Source organism: Geodermatophilus sp. SYSU D00742 (genome assembly GCF_054049935.1).
Map to the genome: position 1 here is coordinate 98,776 of NZ_JBJGYJ010000011.1, position 17,975 is coordinate 116,750.

Consider the following 17,975-nt stretch of genomic DNA (forward strand, 5'->3'; position numbering starts at 1 on the left):
CGTCGTCGGGGACAACGAGCTCACCGACGAAGGGCTGGCACCTCGACGAGGCGCAGCCGCCGTCGCTCACCGTCGCCCGGTTCCGGGAGGCCGGCCACCACCGCCCTTCCCGTCCGGCATGTCGTCGAACGAGGGACATGCCTGGGAAGACCAGGAGGAAGCAGGCTGCCATCCAGCCCCTCCTCTCCGTCGACACCCGCACCACCTCGGAACGCGAGCCGTCACGACCGCCTGAGCGTTCCCCGCCGATGCCCCTCCCCGCTCCCCCGAGAAGGCGGAGGCACCGACCGGCACCACAGCTCATCGTCCTGTCGAAGGGCGGCCTTTCCCTCTCGCTGCGGGGTGCTCCGGCAGATGACCGGGTTCTTCGCCTTCCTCTTGGAGCGACCATGTCCCACTCCACGCAAGCCACCGAGCCGCCCAGTCACGACCGAGCCGGCAACCGCCAGCTCAAGCGGGGCGCGATCGGCGTCCTCGGCATCCTCTTCTTCGTCGTGTCCGCCCAGGCCCCGCTGACCGGCATCGGCGGCGCCCTGCCGCTGGCCGTCGCGCTCGGCAACGGCGCCGGCGCACCGGCGGCGTACCTGGTCGTCGGCCTGGTCATCGCGCTGTTCGCGGTCGGCTTCATCGCGATGAGCCGGCACGTCACCGAGGAGGGCGCGTTCTACGCCTACATCGGCCGAGGCCTCGGACGTCGCCCGGGCACCGGCTCGGCGGTCCTGGCCCTGTGGTCCTACAACGCGATCCAGGCGTGCATGTACGGCCTCTACGGGTTCATCGTCTCCTTCCTCTTCGACACCTACCTGGGCTTCGCCCCGCCCTGGTGGCTGTGCGCGCTGGTCACCATGGCCGCGGTCCAGGTGCTCGGCTCGCTGAACATCGAACTCGGCGCCCGCTTCCTGGCGGTGCTCGTCGCCGCCGAGATGGCCATCCTGCTGGCCTTCGCCCTCGTCACCCTCTTCTCCGGCGGCGGCCCCGAGGGGCTCGACCCCGGCGCCAGCTTCACGCCCAGCGCACTGCTGGCCGGCGCGCCCGGCATCGCGCTCACCTTCGGCATCGCCTCGATGTTCGGCTTCGAGTCCACCGCCATCTACTCCGCCGAGGCCAAGGACCCCGCCCGCACCGTGCCCCGGGCCACCTACCTCGCCGTCGCCACGATTGCGCTGTTCTTCGCCTTCGTCTCCTGGATGGTCGTCAGCCACTACGGCGCCAGCCAGATCATCGACGCCGCCGGCAGCGCCCTGGAATCCGGCGACGGCACCGTCCTGCTCTTCGCCGCCATCTCCGACGCCATCGGCCCCTGGGCCGCCGAGGTCGGCGGCGTCCTCCTGGCCACCTCGCTGCTCGCCGGCATCCTGGCCTTCCACAACGCCTCCAACCGCTACATGCACTCGATGGGCACGACCGGCGTACTGCCCTCTGTCGTCGCCCGCACGACGCGCCAGGGCGCGCCCCACGTCGCCAGCGCGCTGCAGACCGCGCTCGCACTGCTGCTGGTCATGCCGTTCGCGATCCTCGGGCTCGACCCGGTCCTCACACTGTTCGCCTGGTTCAGCGGTGTGGCCGTTCTCGGCCTGGTGGTCCTGTACTTCCTGACCTCGATCTCGGTGGTCGTCTTCTTCCGGCGCACCAAGCTGGACACCCGCCCGTGGCAGACGGTCATCGCGCCGGTCCTCGCCGCCGTGCTGATCGCCGCCCTGACCTACCTGGTCCTGTCCAACTTCACGCTGCTCATCGGCGGCTCGATGGGGACCGCCGTGCCGCTGATCCTCACCGTCCCGCTCGCCCTGCTGATCGGCATCGTCCTCGATCTCACACGCAGAGGCTCCGCAACAGCGGAACCAGCGACGGCTTCGACCGAGGCTCCATCGCGCTCGAGGGCCGGTTCCACGACCTGAGCCGAACTCCGCACACGCGTATGCGTCGGCGTCCGGGCCCGCCTGCGGAGCCCGGACGCAGACGGCGTCACACTCGTCCGTCGGTACCGACGAGAGGACGGGCAGACGGCCGGATCGAGTCGGATCCGTCCCCCTTCCATGACCCACACTCGTCGGTGCCGACGAGGAGACGGGAGCCCTGTGCCGAAGATCGTGGACCGCGACGGACGACGCCAGGAGATCTTGGAGGTGACCTGGCGGCTGATGGCCACTCGAGGTGCTGACGCAGCCACCATGCGAGAGATCGCCCGGGAGGCCGGGTACGCCAACGGTGCGCTGGCGCCGTACTTCGCGAGCAAGGACGAACTGGTCGAGGCGGCCTACGTCTACGTCTTCGACAGGACGAACGAACGGATCCGCACTGCGGTCGCCGGCAAGCGCGGTCTCGCCGCACTCCGGGCACTCCTCGTCGAGGTCCTGCCGACCACCGAGCTCACCCGCCTCGAAGCGCGGATCGTGCTGCCGTTCTGGAACCGCACGGTCACCGACGAGCGGCTCGCCCAGCTCAACGACCGGGCCATGCGGCGATGGCGGCAGGACCTACGCACCCTTGTAGCCCAGGCACGCGAGGACGGCGACATCACCGTGGCCACGGCCGACGACGTCGTGGTCGAGCAGCTCCTGGCGACCGCCCTGGGTCTCCAAGTGCTGGCCCTGCTCCCTGACGCTCCGACGTCCCCGGCCACGCAGTTGGCCATGCTCGACTCCGCCCTCGCCGCACTCGCCTCTCGCTGAGGAGGATGGGCTGGATGAGCGACCGGAGCAGGTCTCGGAGCCGCTCGATCCCCGCACCGGTGGCTGCCGGGTCGCCGAGAACGACCTGCTGGAAGAGCAGCCCGTCGACGGCCGCGAAGACGAGGGGGACCAGGGCATCGTCCGCACGGATGCTGGCGGCTTCCAGTTCGACCTTCAGCACCTGGCGGAAGCCGGAACGGCTGACTTCCCGCACAGCCGGTGTGGACGGTCGCGGTGACGGATACGCCTCGGCGCGCGTGCGAGTAGCTGGGCCGACTACCGCCACGGCCCTTGCCGTGACGGGTTCGCCCCCGCCGCTGACCGATGGTCAGGCGACTACGAAGAACTTCTTGAACGGCGACAGGGTCCGCCAGGTAGCGGTGAAGCCGTCCGGAAGTGAGACCACGTCGCCCGGGGTGAGTCGGATCTTCTCCCCATCGGAGGTCTCCAGTTCGGCCTCACCTTCGAGGACGTGGATGGTCTCGCTGCCGGCCACCGCGTAGGGCAGCTCGGCGCCCTCCTCGGGGCCGATCCGCCAGATGCCCGCGGCCAACACGCCCTGGGCGCGCTGGCTCTGCACCAGCCAGTGGACCTCGCCGAGCTCCTGGCCCTGGACGACGAACGGCTCCCAGGTCTCGGGGGTGACGGTGGCCTGCGGAACGGTGCTGGTGGTCATGTTCTTCTCCTTGTTCTCCGGGGTGGGGGTGGTGCCGGTTGGGTCGGCCCAGGAACGGACGGTGGCCGCCGCGTCGAGACCGCTCTGGATGGCGCCGTCGACGAAGCCGGCCCAGCCGTCGGCGTAGTCGCCGCCGGCGAACAACAGCCGCCCGTGCGGACAGCGCAGCTTCGCCCATCCACCGGTCAGCTGGCCGGTGCGGAAGGTGGCCCAGGTCTCCCGGCTCAGCGGATCGGCAACCCAGTCGTAGGTGACGGACTCGACGACCTCGATGTCGGGGATCCAGCCGCGCAGGATCTCCTGGACGGCGGCGGCGTCGTTGCCGTCGAACGCGGCGGCGTCGGGCCCGAAGCCGACGATGATGCTGGTGCCGTCGTCGAGGTAGTACTCCGGCCAGGCGAAGTTCAGCGGGTGGCCGGAGGGGGCCTGGGCGAGGAAGGAGCGGTGCCCGCGGATCCTGGCCCAGATCTTGGTGCCAGTGGAGTTGAGGCCGGTCTCGACGAACTCGGCCTCGGCAGTGGGCAGCGGCGGGTCGAAGGTGATGCCGCGCAGCGCGTTCACCGGTGCGGTGACGATGACGGCGTCGGCGGCCAGGACCTCCCCGTCGGTAGTCCGGACCCGAGCGCCGTCCTCGCGGTAGCTGATCGCCTGCACCTGGGTGCCGAGGGCGACGGTACCGCGGACGTCGGCGGCAATCCGCTCGTACAGCCCACGCATCCCGTCGACGAGCTTGTAGGCCAGCGTCGTGTCGTTGAGCAGGGCGCAGTCGTTGCCGGCGAGGGCGAACCAGCGCAGCGCCATTGTGGCCGAGCCGGTCTGCGAGCTGCCGTTGAAGCACGCCGTCCAGAAGGCGTCGGCGAGATCGATCTCCTCCTGGCTCAGACCCGCCTCGCGGAGACGCTCGATGAGGGGCTGCTGATCGAGGGCGAGGAACTCCTCGCGACGCTTGCCCCCGTCCTCGTCCGCGGCGTCCAGGACGGCGAGGACGTCGTGGGGCTGCGGGAAGTAGGTGGTTGAGCCGGCGACGACGGCCTCGTGCGCCCGGGCGCCGCGCTCGGCGAGCTCCTCGGGCGAACCCTCGACGAGCTTGCCGTCGGCGATCCAGTAGGCATGCTCGGGGATCGGGTTGCGCACGATCTTCAGCCGGTAGCGGGTGATCTCGGCCCAGACGTGCGGCTGGAGCCAGTGCACCCAGGTGCCACCCATCTCCAGCTGGTGGCCGAGGCCGTGGTCGGTCCACGCCCGGCCGCCGATGCGGTCCCGGGCCTCCAGCACGGTCACCCGGTGACCGGCCGCACCCAGCTCCCGGGCGGCGACCAGCCCAGCGAATCCGGCGCCCACGACGATGACGTCCACCTGCGTGTCCATCACGGTCTTTCTCGGGCCGGTGGGTCGATCGACCGATGGTTCGTCGCCCGGCCTCGTGGGCGAGGTGGTGGTCATGCCGCTCCCTCCGTGGTCGGAAGAGGCGCGTCCGGGAGGAAGGCGAGGCTGCCGGCGTCCATGGCGGTGCTGCCGCCGTCGACGGGCAGCACGGCGCCATGCACGTAGGAGGCGGCCGGGGACAGAAGCCAGGCGATGGCGTCGGCGATCTCGCCGGGTGCGGCGGCGCGCCGCTGGGGAACGGCGGCGGTGACCCGCGCGTACGTCTGCTCGAGGTCGAGGCCGAGCGGGCCGCCGAAATCGGCCATCTCCTGGTCCGCCATCTCGGTGCGGACCCATCCCGGAGCCACGCAGTTGACGCGCACGCCACGCGGCCCGAGGTCGACCGCGAGGTCCTGGGTGAACATGTGCAGCCCGGCCTTGCTGGCTCCGTAGGCGACGTAGGCGGGGGCCCCTCGCAGCCCGGCGACCGAGCCGACAGTGACGACCGCCCCGCGACTCGCAACCAGCGCGCCGACGGCGGCGCGGACCATGAGGAACGGCGCGGTGAGGTTGATCCGCAGCGTCTCCTCCCATTCCTCCACCGTCGTCGAGTCGACGGTGCCCAGGTACGCCACACCGGCGTTGAGGACGAGGGCGTCCAGGCCGCCGAACCACTCCTGCGCGGCGGCGACGGCCGCCGCGGCACCCTCGGGGGTGGCCACGTCGCCGGGCAGCGCTCGGGCACCGGTGCGAGCGGCGACCTCGTGCAGCGGGCCCGACCGGCGCCCGCAGGCCACCACCTGATCGCCGCGGGAGGTGAGGGCCTCGGTGACGGCAGCGCCGATCCCGGAGCCCGCGCCCGTCACGACGACGACGCTCACGGGGTGCCGCTCGACAGGTCCGTGGAGAAGTCCACGGAGCGCTTGACCGTCGCCCGCGCCCACCCGGCAGCGGCGCACACCGGGATGCCCAGCAGTAGCCACTTTCCCGCACCGGTCCCGCCCAGGATGTCGTAGTTGGCAATCGCCAGGTACAGCACGGTGGCGAAGCCGATCAGGGCGATGGCCGGTGCGACCTTCGTCTGCCAGGCGCCCTCCTCCACCTCGGTGCGAGAGAAGAACGCGAGCATGGCCACGCAGGTGAGGACGAGGACGGCGATCAACGCGACGGTGCCCAGCGCCAGCAGCCAGAAGAAGGTGATGCCGATCGGATCGGCGCCGGCGAGCTCGAACCCGGTCAGCACGACGATCTCCATCACGCCGATGGCGATGGCAGCCACGGCCGGCGTGCCGTTGCGTGCGGTAGTACGTCCGAGAGACGCGGGAAGGACTCCGGCGCGGCCGAGGGCGAAGAGGTAGCGGGCGAACATGTTCGCGAAGCCGATGAGCATCGCCAGGAAGCTGGTCACGACCAAGACGTCGAGCAGGGTGACGAACCAGCCGCCCACGTACTCGCCGGCCAGGTCGGGAACGAAGGTGCCGGTGGCGAGCTTGTCGCCGGCCTGCTGCTGGACCGCGTCGAGCCCGGCCGCATTCGACAGGCACCAGGTGGTGAAGGCGTAGAAGATCCCGATGAAGGCGATGGACAGGTAGGCGGCCCGCGGGATGGTGCGGCGTGGGGTCTTGGCTTCTTCGGAGAAGACCACGGTCGCCTCGAAGCCGGTGAAGCACGCGAAGGCGAACAGGAACGCCACGCCGAGCCCGGCATTGAAGACGTTGCCGGGGTCGAACCCCGCCAGGGACGCCCCCGAGGTGCCGCCGCCGTCACCGAGGATCGCCAGGTCCAGAACCACGAAGGTGAGCACCTCGATGGTCACCAGCACACCCAGAACGCGCAGGCTCATGTCCACTCCGCGCGCCGTCAGCGCGGTCACCAGGATGATGGAGAGCAGCAGGATGATCTCGCGGGGGATGTTGAGCCCGAGACGGACGGACAGCAGCTGCTCCGCGAAGACGCCGTACTGGCTCAACAACCCGCACAGCAGCGACACGTAGCAGAGGACGGTCACCCCAGCAGCAGCGGTGCCCGCACGAGCGCCGAGGCCGCGGGCGATGTAGGCCACGAATCCGCCGGCGTTGGTGATGTGCCGGCTCATCGTCACGTAGCCCACGCTGAAGACGGCGAAAAGCAATGCAGCCAGGAGGAACACCGCCGGTGTGCCGGGACCCACAGTGGCGAAGACGACGGGAGATCCGCCGACGATCGCTGCCATGGGAGCGACGGCCGCGATGACGAAGAACGCCACGCCGAACACCCCCAGCCGATTGCGGCGCAGCCCGCTGCCCTGCGTGAGGGTGGCTGTTGGGGTAGGGCTCTGGCCGGTCGGCCTGTCCTGCCTGCTGGGGGCAGGCTGGCTCGGCCTGTCGAAGGAACCGGTGTTGACCATCGAAGGTCCTTCCTGCAGAGCTTCCGAGGAAGTCGCGAGGGGCGTCGGGGGGCGGTGGCAGAGCCGGACGCAACAGGGGTCCGCGCGATCGGGGACCGGCAGCGCCGTGGAGCCCGCCCTGGCCCAAACTGGCCAGTTGGACAGTGACGGGTGACACAGAATGGTGCCGGTCACGGCCGGACTGGTCAAGTGGATAGCGAGAGTTTTTTGCGAAGCGCTCGACGCGACTCGGAGGGAGGCTGCGTCAGCGGCCTACAGCCCTGCCGCTTCCGGTTCCCCGGCGGAGGACTCCCTCAGAGACCTCGCGCGACGAGCGCCTCGAGGCGGACGCGCGGGACCACAGCAGTCCGAGTCGCGATGATGGAACGATCCCCCGGACGCGGAAGCCGGCGGCGGCGGCGCGGTCGCCGGGTGGTAGCTGCCCCTGCAGCCAGACCAGGTCCCCTAGGCAGTGGGCCGAGAGCGCTCCTCGACGCGCTCGACACAGCCCGGGAGTGCGAGCCCAGCTACCTCAGCGCAACCGGCCGAGCAGCCCGCGCAGCCGGTCGAGCGCCCCCTCCGTCGCCTCGGTCTCACCGAGGCAGACCTGCTGGAACACGAGGCCATCCAGCGCCGCGAAAACCAGATGCACCAGGTCCGGATCGTCGGGCAGGCCACAGGCTTGCAGCTCGGTGCGCAGAGCCTCCCGATACGCCTGGTAGAGGCGCTCCACGTGAGGGCGGAGGGCCGGTCGCCGGCGCGATTCGAGGATGAGCTCGTACTGGAACACCGCGTCGTCGGTCTCCTGCTCGAACCACGTCTGGACGCCCACGAACAGCGCCTCGACGTCGCCACTTCCGGGGGCCGAGCTGAGCGAGGCCACGCCGTGCTCGAGGGAGTACTGCAGGGCCTCCTCGATCAGAGCGTCCCGCGTGCCGAAGTGGTGGGCGACGAGCCCGTGGGCCACGCCTGCCTCTGCCGCCACCGAACGGTACGTCAGATGACGCAGCCCCTGGGTCGCACCCACATGCACCGCGGCGGCCAGCAGTGCGGTCCGCCCCTCGCCGTACCGAGGTCCCTCCCGCTGGGGCGAGGTCCTGGCGACAGTCATGGCGTAGCTCCCGGCGACGAAGTTCCAGTTCGGTGATGCCACAGGTCCGCGGCTCGCTGCAACGAGCCTCGCACGACCACGAGGACGTCCCCGACATCGAGCGAGCGTGCCCTCGCGGAATCTCGCTGTCCACTTGACCAGTTCTGTGGACTTCGTGCATCGTGTGCCAGCGGTCACTCCCGCCCGGAACGTTCGGAGTCCATGTCGGCGGGACCGTCGCGTTCGACCGCGCTCACCAGTGGATCTCGACCGGCCGCAGCCGCATTCCCTCGACAGGAGTACCCGTGGACCTGCACCTGACGAACCGCGTCGCGCTCGTCACGGGCGGCGCCTCGGGCATCGGGCGCGCCTGCGTCGACGCCCTGCTCGCCGAGGGCGCCCGCGTGGCCGTCCTCGACCGCAGCGCCGACGGCAAGACCGTCGTAGACGGGCTGCGGCAGCGAGGGCTCCCCGTCGAGTTCGTCCAGGCGGACGTCACCGTCGAGGCCGAGGTGGCCGACGCGGTGGCTCGGACCGTCGACTCCTTCGGCCGGCTGGACACCGTGCTCGGCTGCGCAGGCGTCTCCGGTCCGGTCGGGACCCTTGCGGCCGATGTGTCCGAGCGGGACTGGGACCGGGTGATGGCCGTCAACGTCAAGGGCAACTTCCTCGTCGCCAAGCACAGCATTCCCCGGCTGGCCGGCAGTGACGTCGGGACCATGGTCTTCATTGCGTCGGATTCGGCTCTCGTCGGGTTCGAGGGCATGACGCCCTACTGCACCTCCAAGGGCGCGGTCCTCCAGCTCACCCGGGCGTTGTCCGTCGATCACCCCGGCATCCGCGTCAACTGCCTGTGTCCGGGCGTTGTGGACACCCCGATGTCCCGCGCAGACCTCGGCCGCCCGCAGGGCTTCGCGGGGGCCGGCCTGCCTGTGATGCAGCCCGAGCAGATCGCGGCGCACGCCGCCTTCCTCGCCTCGCCCGTGAGCGCGCCGATCAACGGGTCACCGATCGTCTCCGACTTCGGCTACGTCGCCCGCTCCGCGCTGCCCCCGCTCGACTTCGACACCCCCTGACCGAATCCCCATGGAGGACCTGACATGACCACCACCCCCGCCTTCAGCTGGGCGAAGGACGACTGGGCGTCGTTGACCGAGATGGCCGACGGATTCGACGAATACCGCCCACCGCTGTCCGCTGCGCTCGCGGGCCGACGTCTGGAACTGCGATGCCGCGTTCCGGGCGAGGCTGGCACGGACTTCACGCTGATCCACGAGTTCGAGGGCGAGACCCTGCGATGGACGGTGCAGGACGGCGCCGGGACACGCGAGGGATCCGAGACCTACGAGCTGTTCGAGATGCAGCCGGGCCTGTTCTTCCTGCACTACCGACGCAGCGGTGAGGACCACCCGGTCGTCGTCACCATGGCGCTCGACACCGACAGCGGCCAGGCCACCGGCGCCGTCGGCGAACTCGGCCTCCGGCCGGAGCCTCACCTGGCTCGTCAGCGGTGGTTCCAGGGGCAGCTCGCCGGAACCGACGCCACTGGCAACGGTGCGCACCAGCGAACGACCGAGCTGATCGGCCACCGAGTCCGGTACGCCTACAGCAGCGACGACGTCTACGACCACGTCTACCTCAACGAGAACCTGTTCACGTGGCTGTGCCTCGGCGGCGCCGAGCTCGGCGTCGGGGACACCGACAGCGCCACGTACTGGAAGCTGCGGGACGAGACCTATCTGTTCTCCTGGCTGGAGAAGAACGTCGGCGTCGAGGGCATGGTTCTCATCGACCTGGCCGCCCTGCGCACCGTGGGCATCCAGTTCGGCCTCGATCAGCAAAGCGGTGATCTGGTGAACTTGACGATGGGGGCCTACGCGCAGGACTTCGGCCGGGTGCCCGGGGTGGACGAGAGCCGCCCGCGCCCCGCCTGACCGGCCCCCGTCACGAGTCGGCGCTGCGGCCGCACCGGTCGCACGCCGGCCGTGGCGCCGTCGCCGCGATCATCCCTGGCTCGTCGCCGTACCGGTCGTCGGAAAGAACCAGGACGGCTCGTGGGACCGACGTCTGGTCTACGACAGCCTCGAGCAGGCCGAGGCGGGCAACGCACAGGGCGCCGAGATGCCTGGTGCCAGCGCATCGCCGCCGTCCCCGAGACCGTCTCCATCGACACGCCCTGGATGCCGGTCGACTGACCACCTTCCAGGTCAGCCACGCCCGGGTGCCCAGCACGCGCTTGGCACCCGGGCGTCGCCGTCTCAGCGACATCGGAATCCCACCCCTTGTGTCCCAGGCCACTCGCCCGTACCGTTGGACCGGTAAGAGAACGCATCGTTCGACTATCGAGCAACTGCGGATCAGGAGATCCCCTCATGGCAACCAAGCCCTTCGCTTCTTCCGCCGACCTGGGCGTCAAGGAGCAGACCCTCGAGGTGCTCGCCGACGGCGTGTACGCGCTGACCGCCGAGGGCGACCCCAACCTCGGTGCCATCGAGGGCGAGGACTTCCTCGTCTGCTTCGAGGCGCTGGCCACCCCGGTGGCGGCCCGCCGCTGGCTGGACAGGCTGCGCGAGCACACCGACAAGCCGGTCCGCTACCTGGTGCTCAGCCACTACCACGCCGTCCGGGTGCTCGGCGCCAGCGCCTTCGACGCCGAGATCATCGTCAGCTCCGAGCAGACCAAGCACCTGATCGCCGAGCGCGGCCAGCAGGACTGGGAGAGCGAGTACGGCCGCATGCCACGGCTGTTCGAGGAGCCCGAGTCCATCCCCGGCCTCACCTGGCCGACCATGACCTTCCGCGACAAGCTCACCATCGACCTCGGCGGCGACCGCGGCGAGCTGGTCCTGGAGTTCCTCGGCCGCGGGCACACCGAGGGCGACATCGTCGCCTGGATCCCCAAGCACGAGATCCTCTTCGCCGGCGACCTGGTCGAGTCCCAGGCCGCGCTCTACACCGGCGACGCGTTCCACTTCGACTGGGCGTCCGACACCCTCGACCGGGTCAAGGCCCTCGGCGCGCAGCAGCTGATCGGCGGGCGCGGCGCCATCGCCCGCGGCCGCGACCAGGTCGACGCCGCCATCGAGCAGACCCGCGACTTCCTGCTCACCATGCAGCGCACCGTCGGCGACGTGCACCGCGCCGGCGGCACCCTCAAGCAGGCCTTCGCCGCCACCCACACCGCCCTGGCCCCGAAGTACGGCAAGTGGCCGATCTTCGAGCACTGCCTCCCCTTCGACGTCCAGCGGCTGTGGGACGAGTTCTCCGGCATCGAGCGCCCCGTCATCTGGACCGCCGAGCGCGACCGCGCTGTCTGGGCCGAGCTGCAGGGATGAGGCCCCCGATGACGACCCCCTCCACGAGCGCACCGGTCCTGGTGCTGGGTTGCGGTCCGGTCGGCCAGACCACCGCCCTGCTGCTGGCCCGCTGGGGCCTGCCCGTCGTCGTCCTGGACGGACGCCCCGAGCGGGACGTGATCGGCAGCAAGGCCATCTGCCAGCAGCGCGACGTCCTCGACGTCTGGGACGCCGTCGGCGTCGGCGCGGAGGTGGCCCGCCGCGGCGTCACCTGGACGACCGCCCGGACGTTCCACCGCGACAAGGAGCTCTTCAACTTCCAGTTCGCCGACCGCGGGAAGTCCCCCTTCCCCCCGTTCGTCAACATCTCGCAGTGCGAGACCGAGCAGCTGCTCGACGAGCGCATGGCCGCCGAACCGCTGATCGAGGTCCGCTGGGGGCATCGCGTCACGGCCATCCAGCAGGACGAGTCCGGCGTGACCGTCACGTGCGCGACCGCGAGCGGCAACACGTCGGTGCGAGGCTCGTACACGGTCGCGTGCTCCGGCCCTCGCAGTGACGAGGTCCGGGCGGCCCTCGGGCTCACCTTCGAGGGCGAGACGTTCGACGACTACTTCCTCATCTGCGACATCCGCACGGACATGCCCGGCTGGGAGACCGAGCGGCGGTTCTACTTCGACCCGGAGTGGAACCCCGGCCGCCAGGTGCTCATCCACCCCTGCCCGGACTCCACCTTCCGCATCGACTGGCAGGTCCCGCCGGACTTCGACCTCGCGGCGGAGGAGGCCTCCGGCGGTCTCGACCGGCGGATCCGGCAGGTGATCGGCGAGCAGCCCTACGAGATCGTGTGGAAGTCGGTCTACCGCTTCCACTCGCGAGTCGTCGACCGGATGCGGGTCGGCCGGGTGCTCGTGGCCGGCGACGCGGCGCACCTCGTCTCCCCCTTCGGGGCCCGGGGCCTGAACTCCGGCGTCCTCGACGCCGAGAACGCCGCGTGGAAGATCGCCTTCGTCCTCCGCGGCTGGGCGCCGGACTCGCTGCTGGACAGCTATCACGACGAGCGGCATGCCGCGGCGGAGGAGAACATCGCGGTCACCGGCGACACGATGCGGTTCCTCGTGCCGGGCAACGATGACGAGGCCCGCCGCCGCCTCGACGTCCTCGAACGGGCAGCCACCGACCCGCAGGCCCGGGCCCAGGTCGACTCCGGCCGGCTCGCCGAGCCGTTCTGGTACGTCGACTCACCGCTGACCACCCCGGACGAGCGCCGTCCGTTCCCGGGCCGGCCGGCCCGCGGCGACGTCCCCGTCCCCGCGCCCGGGGTGCTCGTCCCCGACTGCCCGGTCACCGTGCCCGGCCGGCCCGACCTCGTGCGGCTGCGGCAACTGGCCCGCGAGGGGGTCACGGTTCTGGTCGGGGACGACGCTTCCGTCCCCACCTTGCCGGAGTCCCTGCCGGCGGACCTGCCTGTCGCCGTGCACCGCATCAGCGAGCTGGACGCAGGTCCCACGCTGCGCGAGGCGCTGGGCGCCCGCCCGGACGAGATCTGGGTCCTGCGCCCGGACGGTCACGTGGCGGCCGTCCTCACGCGCTCCGCCGACGTCGCACCCGCGGTGGCCCGTCTGCTCGACCGCTCCGTCCCCAGCCCCGTCCTGGCCTGACCCTTCCTGGAGGCACTCCCATGGCGTTCTACAAGCAGGTGGGCAGCATCCCGCCGAAGCGGCACACCCAGTTCCGCGCCCCCGACGGCAGGCTCTACTCCGAGGAGCTGGTCGGTGAGGAGGGTTTCTCCTCCGACTCGTCGCTGCTCTACCACCGCGGCGTGCCGTCGGCGATCGTCGATGCCCGCCCGTGGGAGCTGCCCGACCAGACGCTCACGCCCAACGCACCGCTGACGCCACGGCATCTGAAGCTGCACGACCTGTTCCCCGGGGAGGAGCACAAGGCCACCGACGCGGTCACCGGCCGGCGACTGGTGCTGGGCAACGGCGACGTCCGGATCTCCTACGCCGTCTCCTCGGCGACCTCACCGTACTACCGCAACGCGACCGGCGACGAGTGCGTCTACGTCGAACGCGGCACGGCGACGGTCGAGACGTCCTTCGGCGCCCTCGAGGTCGGTCAGGGCGACTACGTGATCATCCCCCGCACCGTCACGCACCGCTGGGTCCCGACCGGCACCGAGCCGCTGCGGACCTACGCCATCGAGGCCAACAGCCACATCGCCCCTCCGAAGCGGTACCTGTCCAAGTACGGGCAGTTCCTGGAGCACGCCCCGTTCTGCGAGCGCGACCTGCGCACGCCCGCCGAGCCGCTCCTGGCCGAGGGCACCGACGTCGAGGTGTACGTCAAGCACCGGGGGAGAGGGCCGGGTGGGCTCACCGGCACCATCCACGTCGTCCCCGAGCACCCCTTCGACGTGGTCGGGTGGGACGGCTGCCTGTATCCCTACGCCTTCAACATCGCCGACTTCGAGCCGATCACCGGCCGGGTCCACCAGCCACCGCCGGTCCACCAGGTGTTCGAGGGCCACAACTTCGTCATCTGCAACTTCGTGCCCCGCAAGGTCGACTACCACCCGCAGGCGGTGCCGGTGCCCTACTACCACTCCAACGTCGACTCCGACGAGATCATGTTCTACGTCGACGGCGACTACGAGGCCCGCAAGGGATCCGGCATCGGCAAGGGCTCGATCTCGGTGCACCCGGGCGGGCACAGCCACGGCCCGCAGCCCGGCGCGGTCGAGCGCTCGCTGGGCATCGAGTACTTCGACGAGACCGCCGTCATGGTCGACACCTTCCGGCCGCTCGACCTCGGTGAGGGCGGGCTCGCCGTCGACGACGGCAGGTACGCCTGGTCGTGGGCGGGACGAGGGCCATCGGCGTGACCACCCTCTTCGACGGGCTCTTCGACGACGCGGCCCTGTTCCCGCCCGGCGACGCCCCGATGGCCGCCGCCGTTCCCGCGCACCGGGAGCTGCGCGAGCGGCTCGGGCGACTGGTCGGCCCGTTCGTCGTGCCGGCCGCCCGGCTCGACGGGCTGAGCGCGCACCTCGACGCCGGCCCGGCGTTCGGCATCTCGCTGATCGTGGCGGCCGGCGACCTGCGGGCCGCCGTGCGCCGGGTCGAGGACGACCCGGGCCTGTCCCTGGCCGCGGTCGAGGTGCCGGTCGTCGCCGACGCGGAGGCCGCAGCCGAGGCGGTGCGCGCACTGGACGAGCTGCTGCCCGCCACCGTGCCGGCGGCGGTCGAACTCCCCCGGTCTGCCGCGCGGGACGAGGTGCTCGACGTCCTCGCCGGCACCCGCTACCGCGCGAAGCTGCGCACCGGCGGCCTGCGTCCCGAGCTGTTCCCGTCGGCCGCAGAGCTCGCCGAGACCCTGCACGCGTGCGTCGCCCGCGACGTCGCCTCCAAGTGCACGGCCGGCCTGCACCACGCCGTGCGGCACACCGATCCCGCCACGGGCTTCGAGCACCACGGCTTCCTCAACCTGCTGCTGGCGGTCTCCGCGCTGTCGGCCGGGGCACCACCCCGGATCGCCGCCGAGCGCCTGCGTGACTCCGACGCGGGCGCCATGGTCGCCGCGCTGCGGACGTGGCCGCCCCACCGCGCCGGCCGAGCGCGGGCGCTGTTCACCTCCTTCGGAACCTGCAGCGTGCTCGAGCCCGTCGAGGACCTCGTGCGCCTGAGCCTGCTGCCCTCCCAAGAACGGATCCACGCGTGACCGCGAACGCACAGACCTGGCTCGACCTCCCCCCGGACACCGGCTTCGGGCTCGGCAACCTGCCCTACGGCGTGTTCTCCACGCCGGGTTCGCAGCCCCGCACCGGGGTGGCGATCGGTGACCTCGTCCTCGACCTGTACGCGCTCACCGGCGACGACGTCCACGCGACGGGTTCGCTCAACGCGTTCATGGCCCGGGGGCCCCAGGCGTGGCGGGCCCTGCGAGCGGACCTGAAGACGTGGCTCACCGACACGGCGCACCGGCACAGGGTCGAGCCCCACCTCCTGGCCCGGACCGACGTGACGATGCACCTGCCGATCGACGTCGCCGACTACGTCGACTTCTACAGCTCGCAGCACCACGCGGAGAACCTGGGCCGGATGTTCCGGCCCGGATCGCCTCCCCTGACCCCGAACTGGAAGCACCTGCCCATCGGCTACCACGGCCGTGCCGGCACGGTGCAGGTGTCCGGCACCCCGGTGATCCGCCCGTGCGGGCAGCGCAAGGCGCCCTCCGACGACGCCCCGGCCTTCGGCGCCTCGCAACGCCTGGACATCGAGGCGGAGATCGGCTTCGTCGTCGGCACACCATCGGAACTCGGCCGCCCGGTGCCACTGGGCGCCTTCCCGGATCACGTGTTCGGCGTCTGCCTGGTCAACGACTGGTCCGCCCGTGACCTGCAGTCGTGGGAGTACGTGCCGCTGGGCCCCTTCCTCGGCAAGTCGTTCCTGACCTCGGTCTCACCGTGGGTGGTGCCGCTGGCCGCCTTCGATGCGGCTCGGGTGGACCCTCCGGCCCGCGACCCGAAGCCGCTCCCCTACCTCGACGACACCGAAGGCGAGCCCTGGGGCCTCGACATCGCGATCGAGGTGCGCCTCAACGGCGAGCTGATCTCCTGCCCACCGTTCGACCTCATGTACTGGACGCCCGCGCAGCAACTGGCGCACATGACCGTCAACGGCGCCAGCCTCCGCACCGGCGACCTGTACGCCTCGGGCACCGTCTCCGGCCCGCGCCCGGACCAGCGGGGCTCGTTCATCGAGCTCTCCTGGGGTGGGAAGGAGCCACTGGAACTGTCCGACGGCAGCACCCGGACCTTCCTCGAGGACGGCGACGTCGTCACCCTCACCGCGACCGCACCGGGACCGGGCGGCAGCCGGATCTCACTCGGCGAGGTCACCGGCCAGATCGCAGCGGCACCCGTGCCATGAGCACCACCGCACCGTCCGCCGGTGCCCCTGCCGGCGTCCCCGACCACACCACCCCCGTCACCGACCCAGGAAGACGACGATGACCACCCCCACCGTGACGACCCCCGTGGACACCGCGTCAGATGCGCCCACGTACGAGAGCCTGCTGGCCGGCATCACCGACGCCGACGGTCGCAAGATCCTCGACCCGGCCACGGGTGAGGTCGTCGGCCGCGTCGCCTTCGGGTCCGCGGACGACGTGGACCGCGCCGTCGAGCGTGTCCGTGCCGCGCAGCCGGCCTGGGCCGCCCGGCCCGACAAGGAGCGCATCGACCTCCTGCTGCGTGCAGCCGACGCGATCGAGGCGGCGGCAGAGTCCCTCGCCGAGCTGCTCTCACGCGAGCAGGGGAAGCCCCTCAACGGGCCCAACGCCCGTTTCGAGGTCGGCGCGTGCTCCGCGTGGCTGCGTGCCACCGCGGCGACTCCTCTCCCGGTCGAGACAGTCGTCGACGACGAGGAGACGCACGCGGAGCTGCACTACCGGCCCGTCGGCGTCGTCGGCGCCATCGGCCCGTGGAACTGGCCGATGATGATCACCATCTGGCAGATCGCCCCGGCCCTGCGCATGGGCAACACCGTGGTGGTCAAGCCGTCGGAGTACACGCCGCTGAGCGTGCTGGCTCTGGTGAAGGTCATCAACGGCGTGCTGCCGGCCGACGTCCTCGTCGCCGTGCCGGGTGAGGGGGAGGTGGGTGCGCGCCTGTCCAGCCACCCGGACGTCGACAAGGTGATGTTCACCGGTTCCACCCGGACCGGCCAGGCCATCATCAGGAACTCGGCCGACACCGTGAAGCGGCTCACCCTCGAGCTCGGCGGCAACGACGCCGGCATCGTCCTGAGCGACGTCGACCCGAAGGCGATCGCCGAGGGCCTGTTCTGGGGCGCCTTCATCAACACCGGCCAGACCTGCGCGGCGCTCAAGCGCCTCTACGTGCACACCGACGTCTACGACGACGTGTGCGCCGCCCTCGCCGAGGTCGCGCGGGCCATGCCCATGGGGCGCGGCCTGCACGAGCAGAACGTGCTGGGCCCGCTGCAGAACGAGGCGCAGTACGAGATCGTCGCGCGACTGGTCGACGCCGCTCGGGAGTCCGGCGCCACGATCCTCGTCGGCGGCAACCCCGACCCCGAGGCTCCGGGCCACTTCTACCCGGCCACGCTGGTGGCCGACGTCGACGACGAGAACCCGCTGGTCGCCGAGGAGCAGTTCGGTCCGGCCCTGCCGATCGTCCGCTACACCGACGTCGACGACGCCGTAGCCATGGCCAACCGCCTCGACGTCGGACTCGGTGCCTCGGTCTGGAGCGCCGACCGCGACGCGGCCCGCGCCGTCGCCGCCCGACTCCAGGCCGGCACCGTCTGGATCAACTCCCACGGCGGCGTGCACCCGATGATCCCGTTCGGCGGGGTCAAGAAGTCCGGCTACGGCCTGGAGTTCGGCGTCGAGGGCCTCAAGGCGGTCGCCGTGCCGCAGGTGATCAACGGCTGACCGACCACGTCGCGGCCCCGGTCCCCCTCGTGGGGCCGGGGCCGCGTCG

At 71.1% G+C, this 17,975-nt stretch carries 14 protein-coding genes and 1 pseudogene; 10 read left to right on the forward strand and 5 right to left on the reverse strand.

Annotation, left to right across the window (positions count from 1 at the left end; genetic code table 11):
- Positions 1–389 precede the first annotated feature (389 nt).
- Positions 390–1,898, forward strand: coding sequence for an APC family permease (locus tag ACI78V_RS10085; protein WP_456850762.1), 1,509 nt, complete (start codon positions 390–392; stop codon positions 1,896–1,898).
- A 180-nt stretch (positions 1,899–2,078) separates the two neighbouring features.
- Complete coding sequence (locus ACI78V_RS10090) at positions 2,079–2,672, forward strand: TetR/AcrR family transcriptional regulator (protein WP_456850763.1); 594 nt, start codon at positions 2,079–2,081, stop codon at positions 2,670–2,672.
- 22 nt (positions 2,673–2,694) lie between these two features.
- On the opposite strand, the pseudogene ACI78V_RS10095 reads toward ACI78V_RS10090, so the two are convergent.
- The 5 genes and pseudogenes from ACI78V_RS10095 to ACI78V_RS10115 all read right to left on the reverse strand — a co-directional run.
- A pseudogene (locus ACI78V_RS10095) lies at positions 2,695–2,958 on the reverse strand (hypothetical protein); the annotation flags it as partial.
- 42 nt (positions 2,959–3,000) lie between these two features.
- Positions 3,001–4,716 (reverse strand): FAD-dependent oxidoreductase, encoded by a 1,716-nt coding sequence (locus ACI78V_RS10100; RefSeq protein WP_456850764.1) that lies wholly within the window; start codon positions 4,714–4,716, stop codon positions 3,001–3,003.
- A gap of 71 nt (positions 4,717–4,787) precedes the next feature.
- Complete coding sequence (locus ACI78V_RS10105; RefSeq protein ID WP_456850765.1) at positions 4,788–5,594, reverse strand: SDR family NAD(P)-dependent oxidoreductase; 807 nt, start codon at positions 5,592–5,594, stop codon at positions 4,788–4,790.
- Positions 5,591–7,099, reverse strand: coding sequence for an APC family permease (locus ACI78V_RS10110; protein WP_456850766.1), 1,509 nt, complete (start codon positions 7,097–7,099; stop codon positions 5,591–5,593). The genes ACI78V_RS10105 and ACI78V_RS10110 overlap by 4 nt, the downstream gene beginning before the upstream one ends.
- 511 nt (positions 7,100–7,610) lie before the next feature.
- The gene (locus ACI78V_RS10115) at positions 7,611–8,189 is read right to left on the reverse strand and encodes a TetR/AcrR family transcriptional regulator (RefSeq protein ID WP_456850767.1); all 579 of its coding nucleotides are present in this window, start codon (positions 8,187–8,189) and stop codon (positions 7,611–7,613) included.
- A 284-nt stretch (positions 8,190–8,473) separates the two neighbouring features.
- Between ACI78V_RS10115 and ACI78V_RS10120 the strand changes: the two genes are divergently transcribed.
- The 8 genes from ACI78V_RS10120 to ACI78V_RS10155 all read left to right on the forward strand — a co-directional run bounded on the left by ACI78V_RS10120 (position 8,474) and on the right by ACI78V_RS10155 (position 17,926).
- Entirely contained in the window at positions 8,474–9,244 is a 771-nt protein-coding gene (locus tag ACI78V_RS10120; RefSeq protein WP_456850768.1) for an SDR family NAD(P)-dependent oxidoreductase, read from the forward strand.
- A gap of 24 nt (positions 9,245–9,268) precedes the next feature.
- Positions 9,269–10,102, forward strand: coding sequence for a MoaF C-terminal domain-containing protein (locus ACI78V_RS10125; protein WP_456850769.1), 834 nt, complete (start codon positions 9,269–9,271; stop codon positions 10,100–10,102).
- A gap of 438 nt (positions 10,103–10,540) precedes the next feature.
- Positions 10,541–11,503, forward strand: coding sequence for an MBL fold metallo-hydrolase (locus ACI78V_RS10130; protein ID WP_456850770.1), 963 nt, complete (start codon positions 10,541–10,543; stop codon positions 11,501–11,503).
- A gap of 8 nt (positions 11,504–11,511) precedes the next feature.
- Complete coding sequence (locus ACI78V_RS10135; RefSeq protein WP_456850771.1) at positions 11,512–13,125, forward strand: FAD-dependent monooxygenase; 1,614 nt, start codon at positions 11,512–11,514, stop codon at positions 13,123–13,125.
- Between the two features lie 20 nt (positions 13,126–13,145).
- Positions 13,146–14,351: a cupin domain-containing protein gene (locus ACI78V_RS10140; RefSeq protein WP_456850772.1), complete on the forward strand. Its 1,206-nt coding sequence runs from the start codon at positions 13,146–13,148 to the stop codon at positions 14,349–14,351.
- A complete protein-coding gene (locus tag ACI78V_RS10145; protein ID WP_456850773.1) occupies positions 14,348–15,187 on the forward strand; it encodes a hypothetical protein in 840 nt (279 codons plus the stop codon). Before ACI78V_RS10140 ends, ACI78V_RS10145 begins: the two co-directional genes overlap by 4 nt.
- The gene (gene fahA / locus ACI78V_RS10150) at positions 15,184–16,398 is read left to right on the forward strand and encodes a fumarylacetoacetase (protein WP_456850774.1); all 1,215 of its coding nucleotides are present in this window, start codon (positions 15,184–15,186) and stop codon (positions 16,396–16,398) included. The genes ACI78V_RS10145 and fahA overlap by 4 nt, the downstream gene beginning before the upstream one ends.
- Before the next feature lie 79 nt (positions 16,399–16,477).
- On the forward strand, positions 16,478–17,926 hold the full coding sequence (locus ACI78V_RS10155; protein ID WP_456850775.1) for an aldehyde dehydrogenase family protein: 1,449 nt from the start codon (positions 16,478–16,480) through the stop codon (positions 17,924–17,926).
- The last annotated feature ends 49 nt before the right edge of the window (positions 17,927–17,975 follow it).

Coding starts and splice junctions, on each gene's coding strand:
- ACI78V_RS10155 (WP_456850775.1), top strand. CDS start 16,478: ATGACCACCCCCACCGTGACGACCCCCGTGGACACCGCGTCAGATGCG.
- ACI78V_RS10100 (WP_456850764.1), bottom strand. CDS start 4,716: ATGGACACGCAGGTGGACGTCATCGTCGTGGGCGCCGGATTCGCTGGG.
- ACI78V_RS10135 (WP_456850771.1), top strand. CDS start 11,512: ATGACGACCCCCTCCACGAGCGCACCGGTCCTGGTGCTGGGTTGCGGT.
- ACI78V_RS10110 (WP_456850766.1), bottom strand. CDS start 7,099: ATGGTCAACACCGGTTCCTTCGACAGGCCGAGCCAGCCTGCCCCCAGC.
- ACI78V_RS10085 (WP_456850762.1), top strand. CDS start 390: ATGTCCCACTCCACGCAAGCCACCGAGCCGCCCAGTCACGACCGAGCC.
- ACI78V_RS10125 (WP_456850769.1), top strand. CDS start 9,269: ATGACCACCACCCCCGCCTTCAGCTGGGCGAAGGACGACTGGGCGTCG.
- ACI78V_RS10115 (WP_456850767.1), bottom strand. CDS start 8,189: ATGACTGTCGCCAGGACCTCGCCCCAGCGGGAGGGACCTCGGTACGGC.
- ACI78V_RS10140 (WP_456850772.1), top strand. CDS start 13,146: ATGGCGTTCTACAAGCAGGTGGGCAGCATCCCGCCGAAGCGGCACACC.
- ACI78V_RS10130 (WP_456850770.1), top strand. CDS start 10,541: ATGGCAACCAAGCCCTTCGCTTCTTCCGCCGACCTGGGCGTCAAGGAG.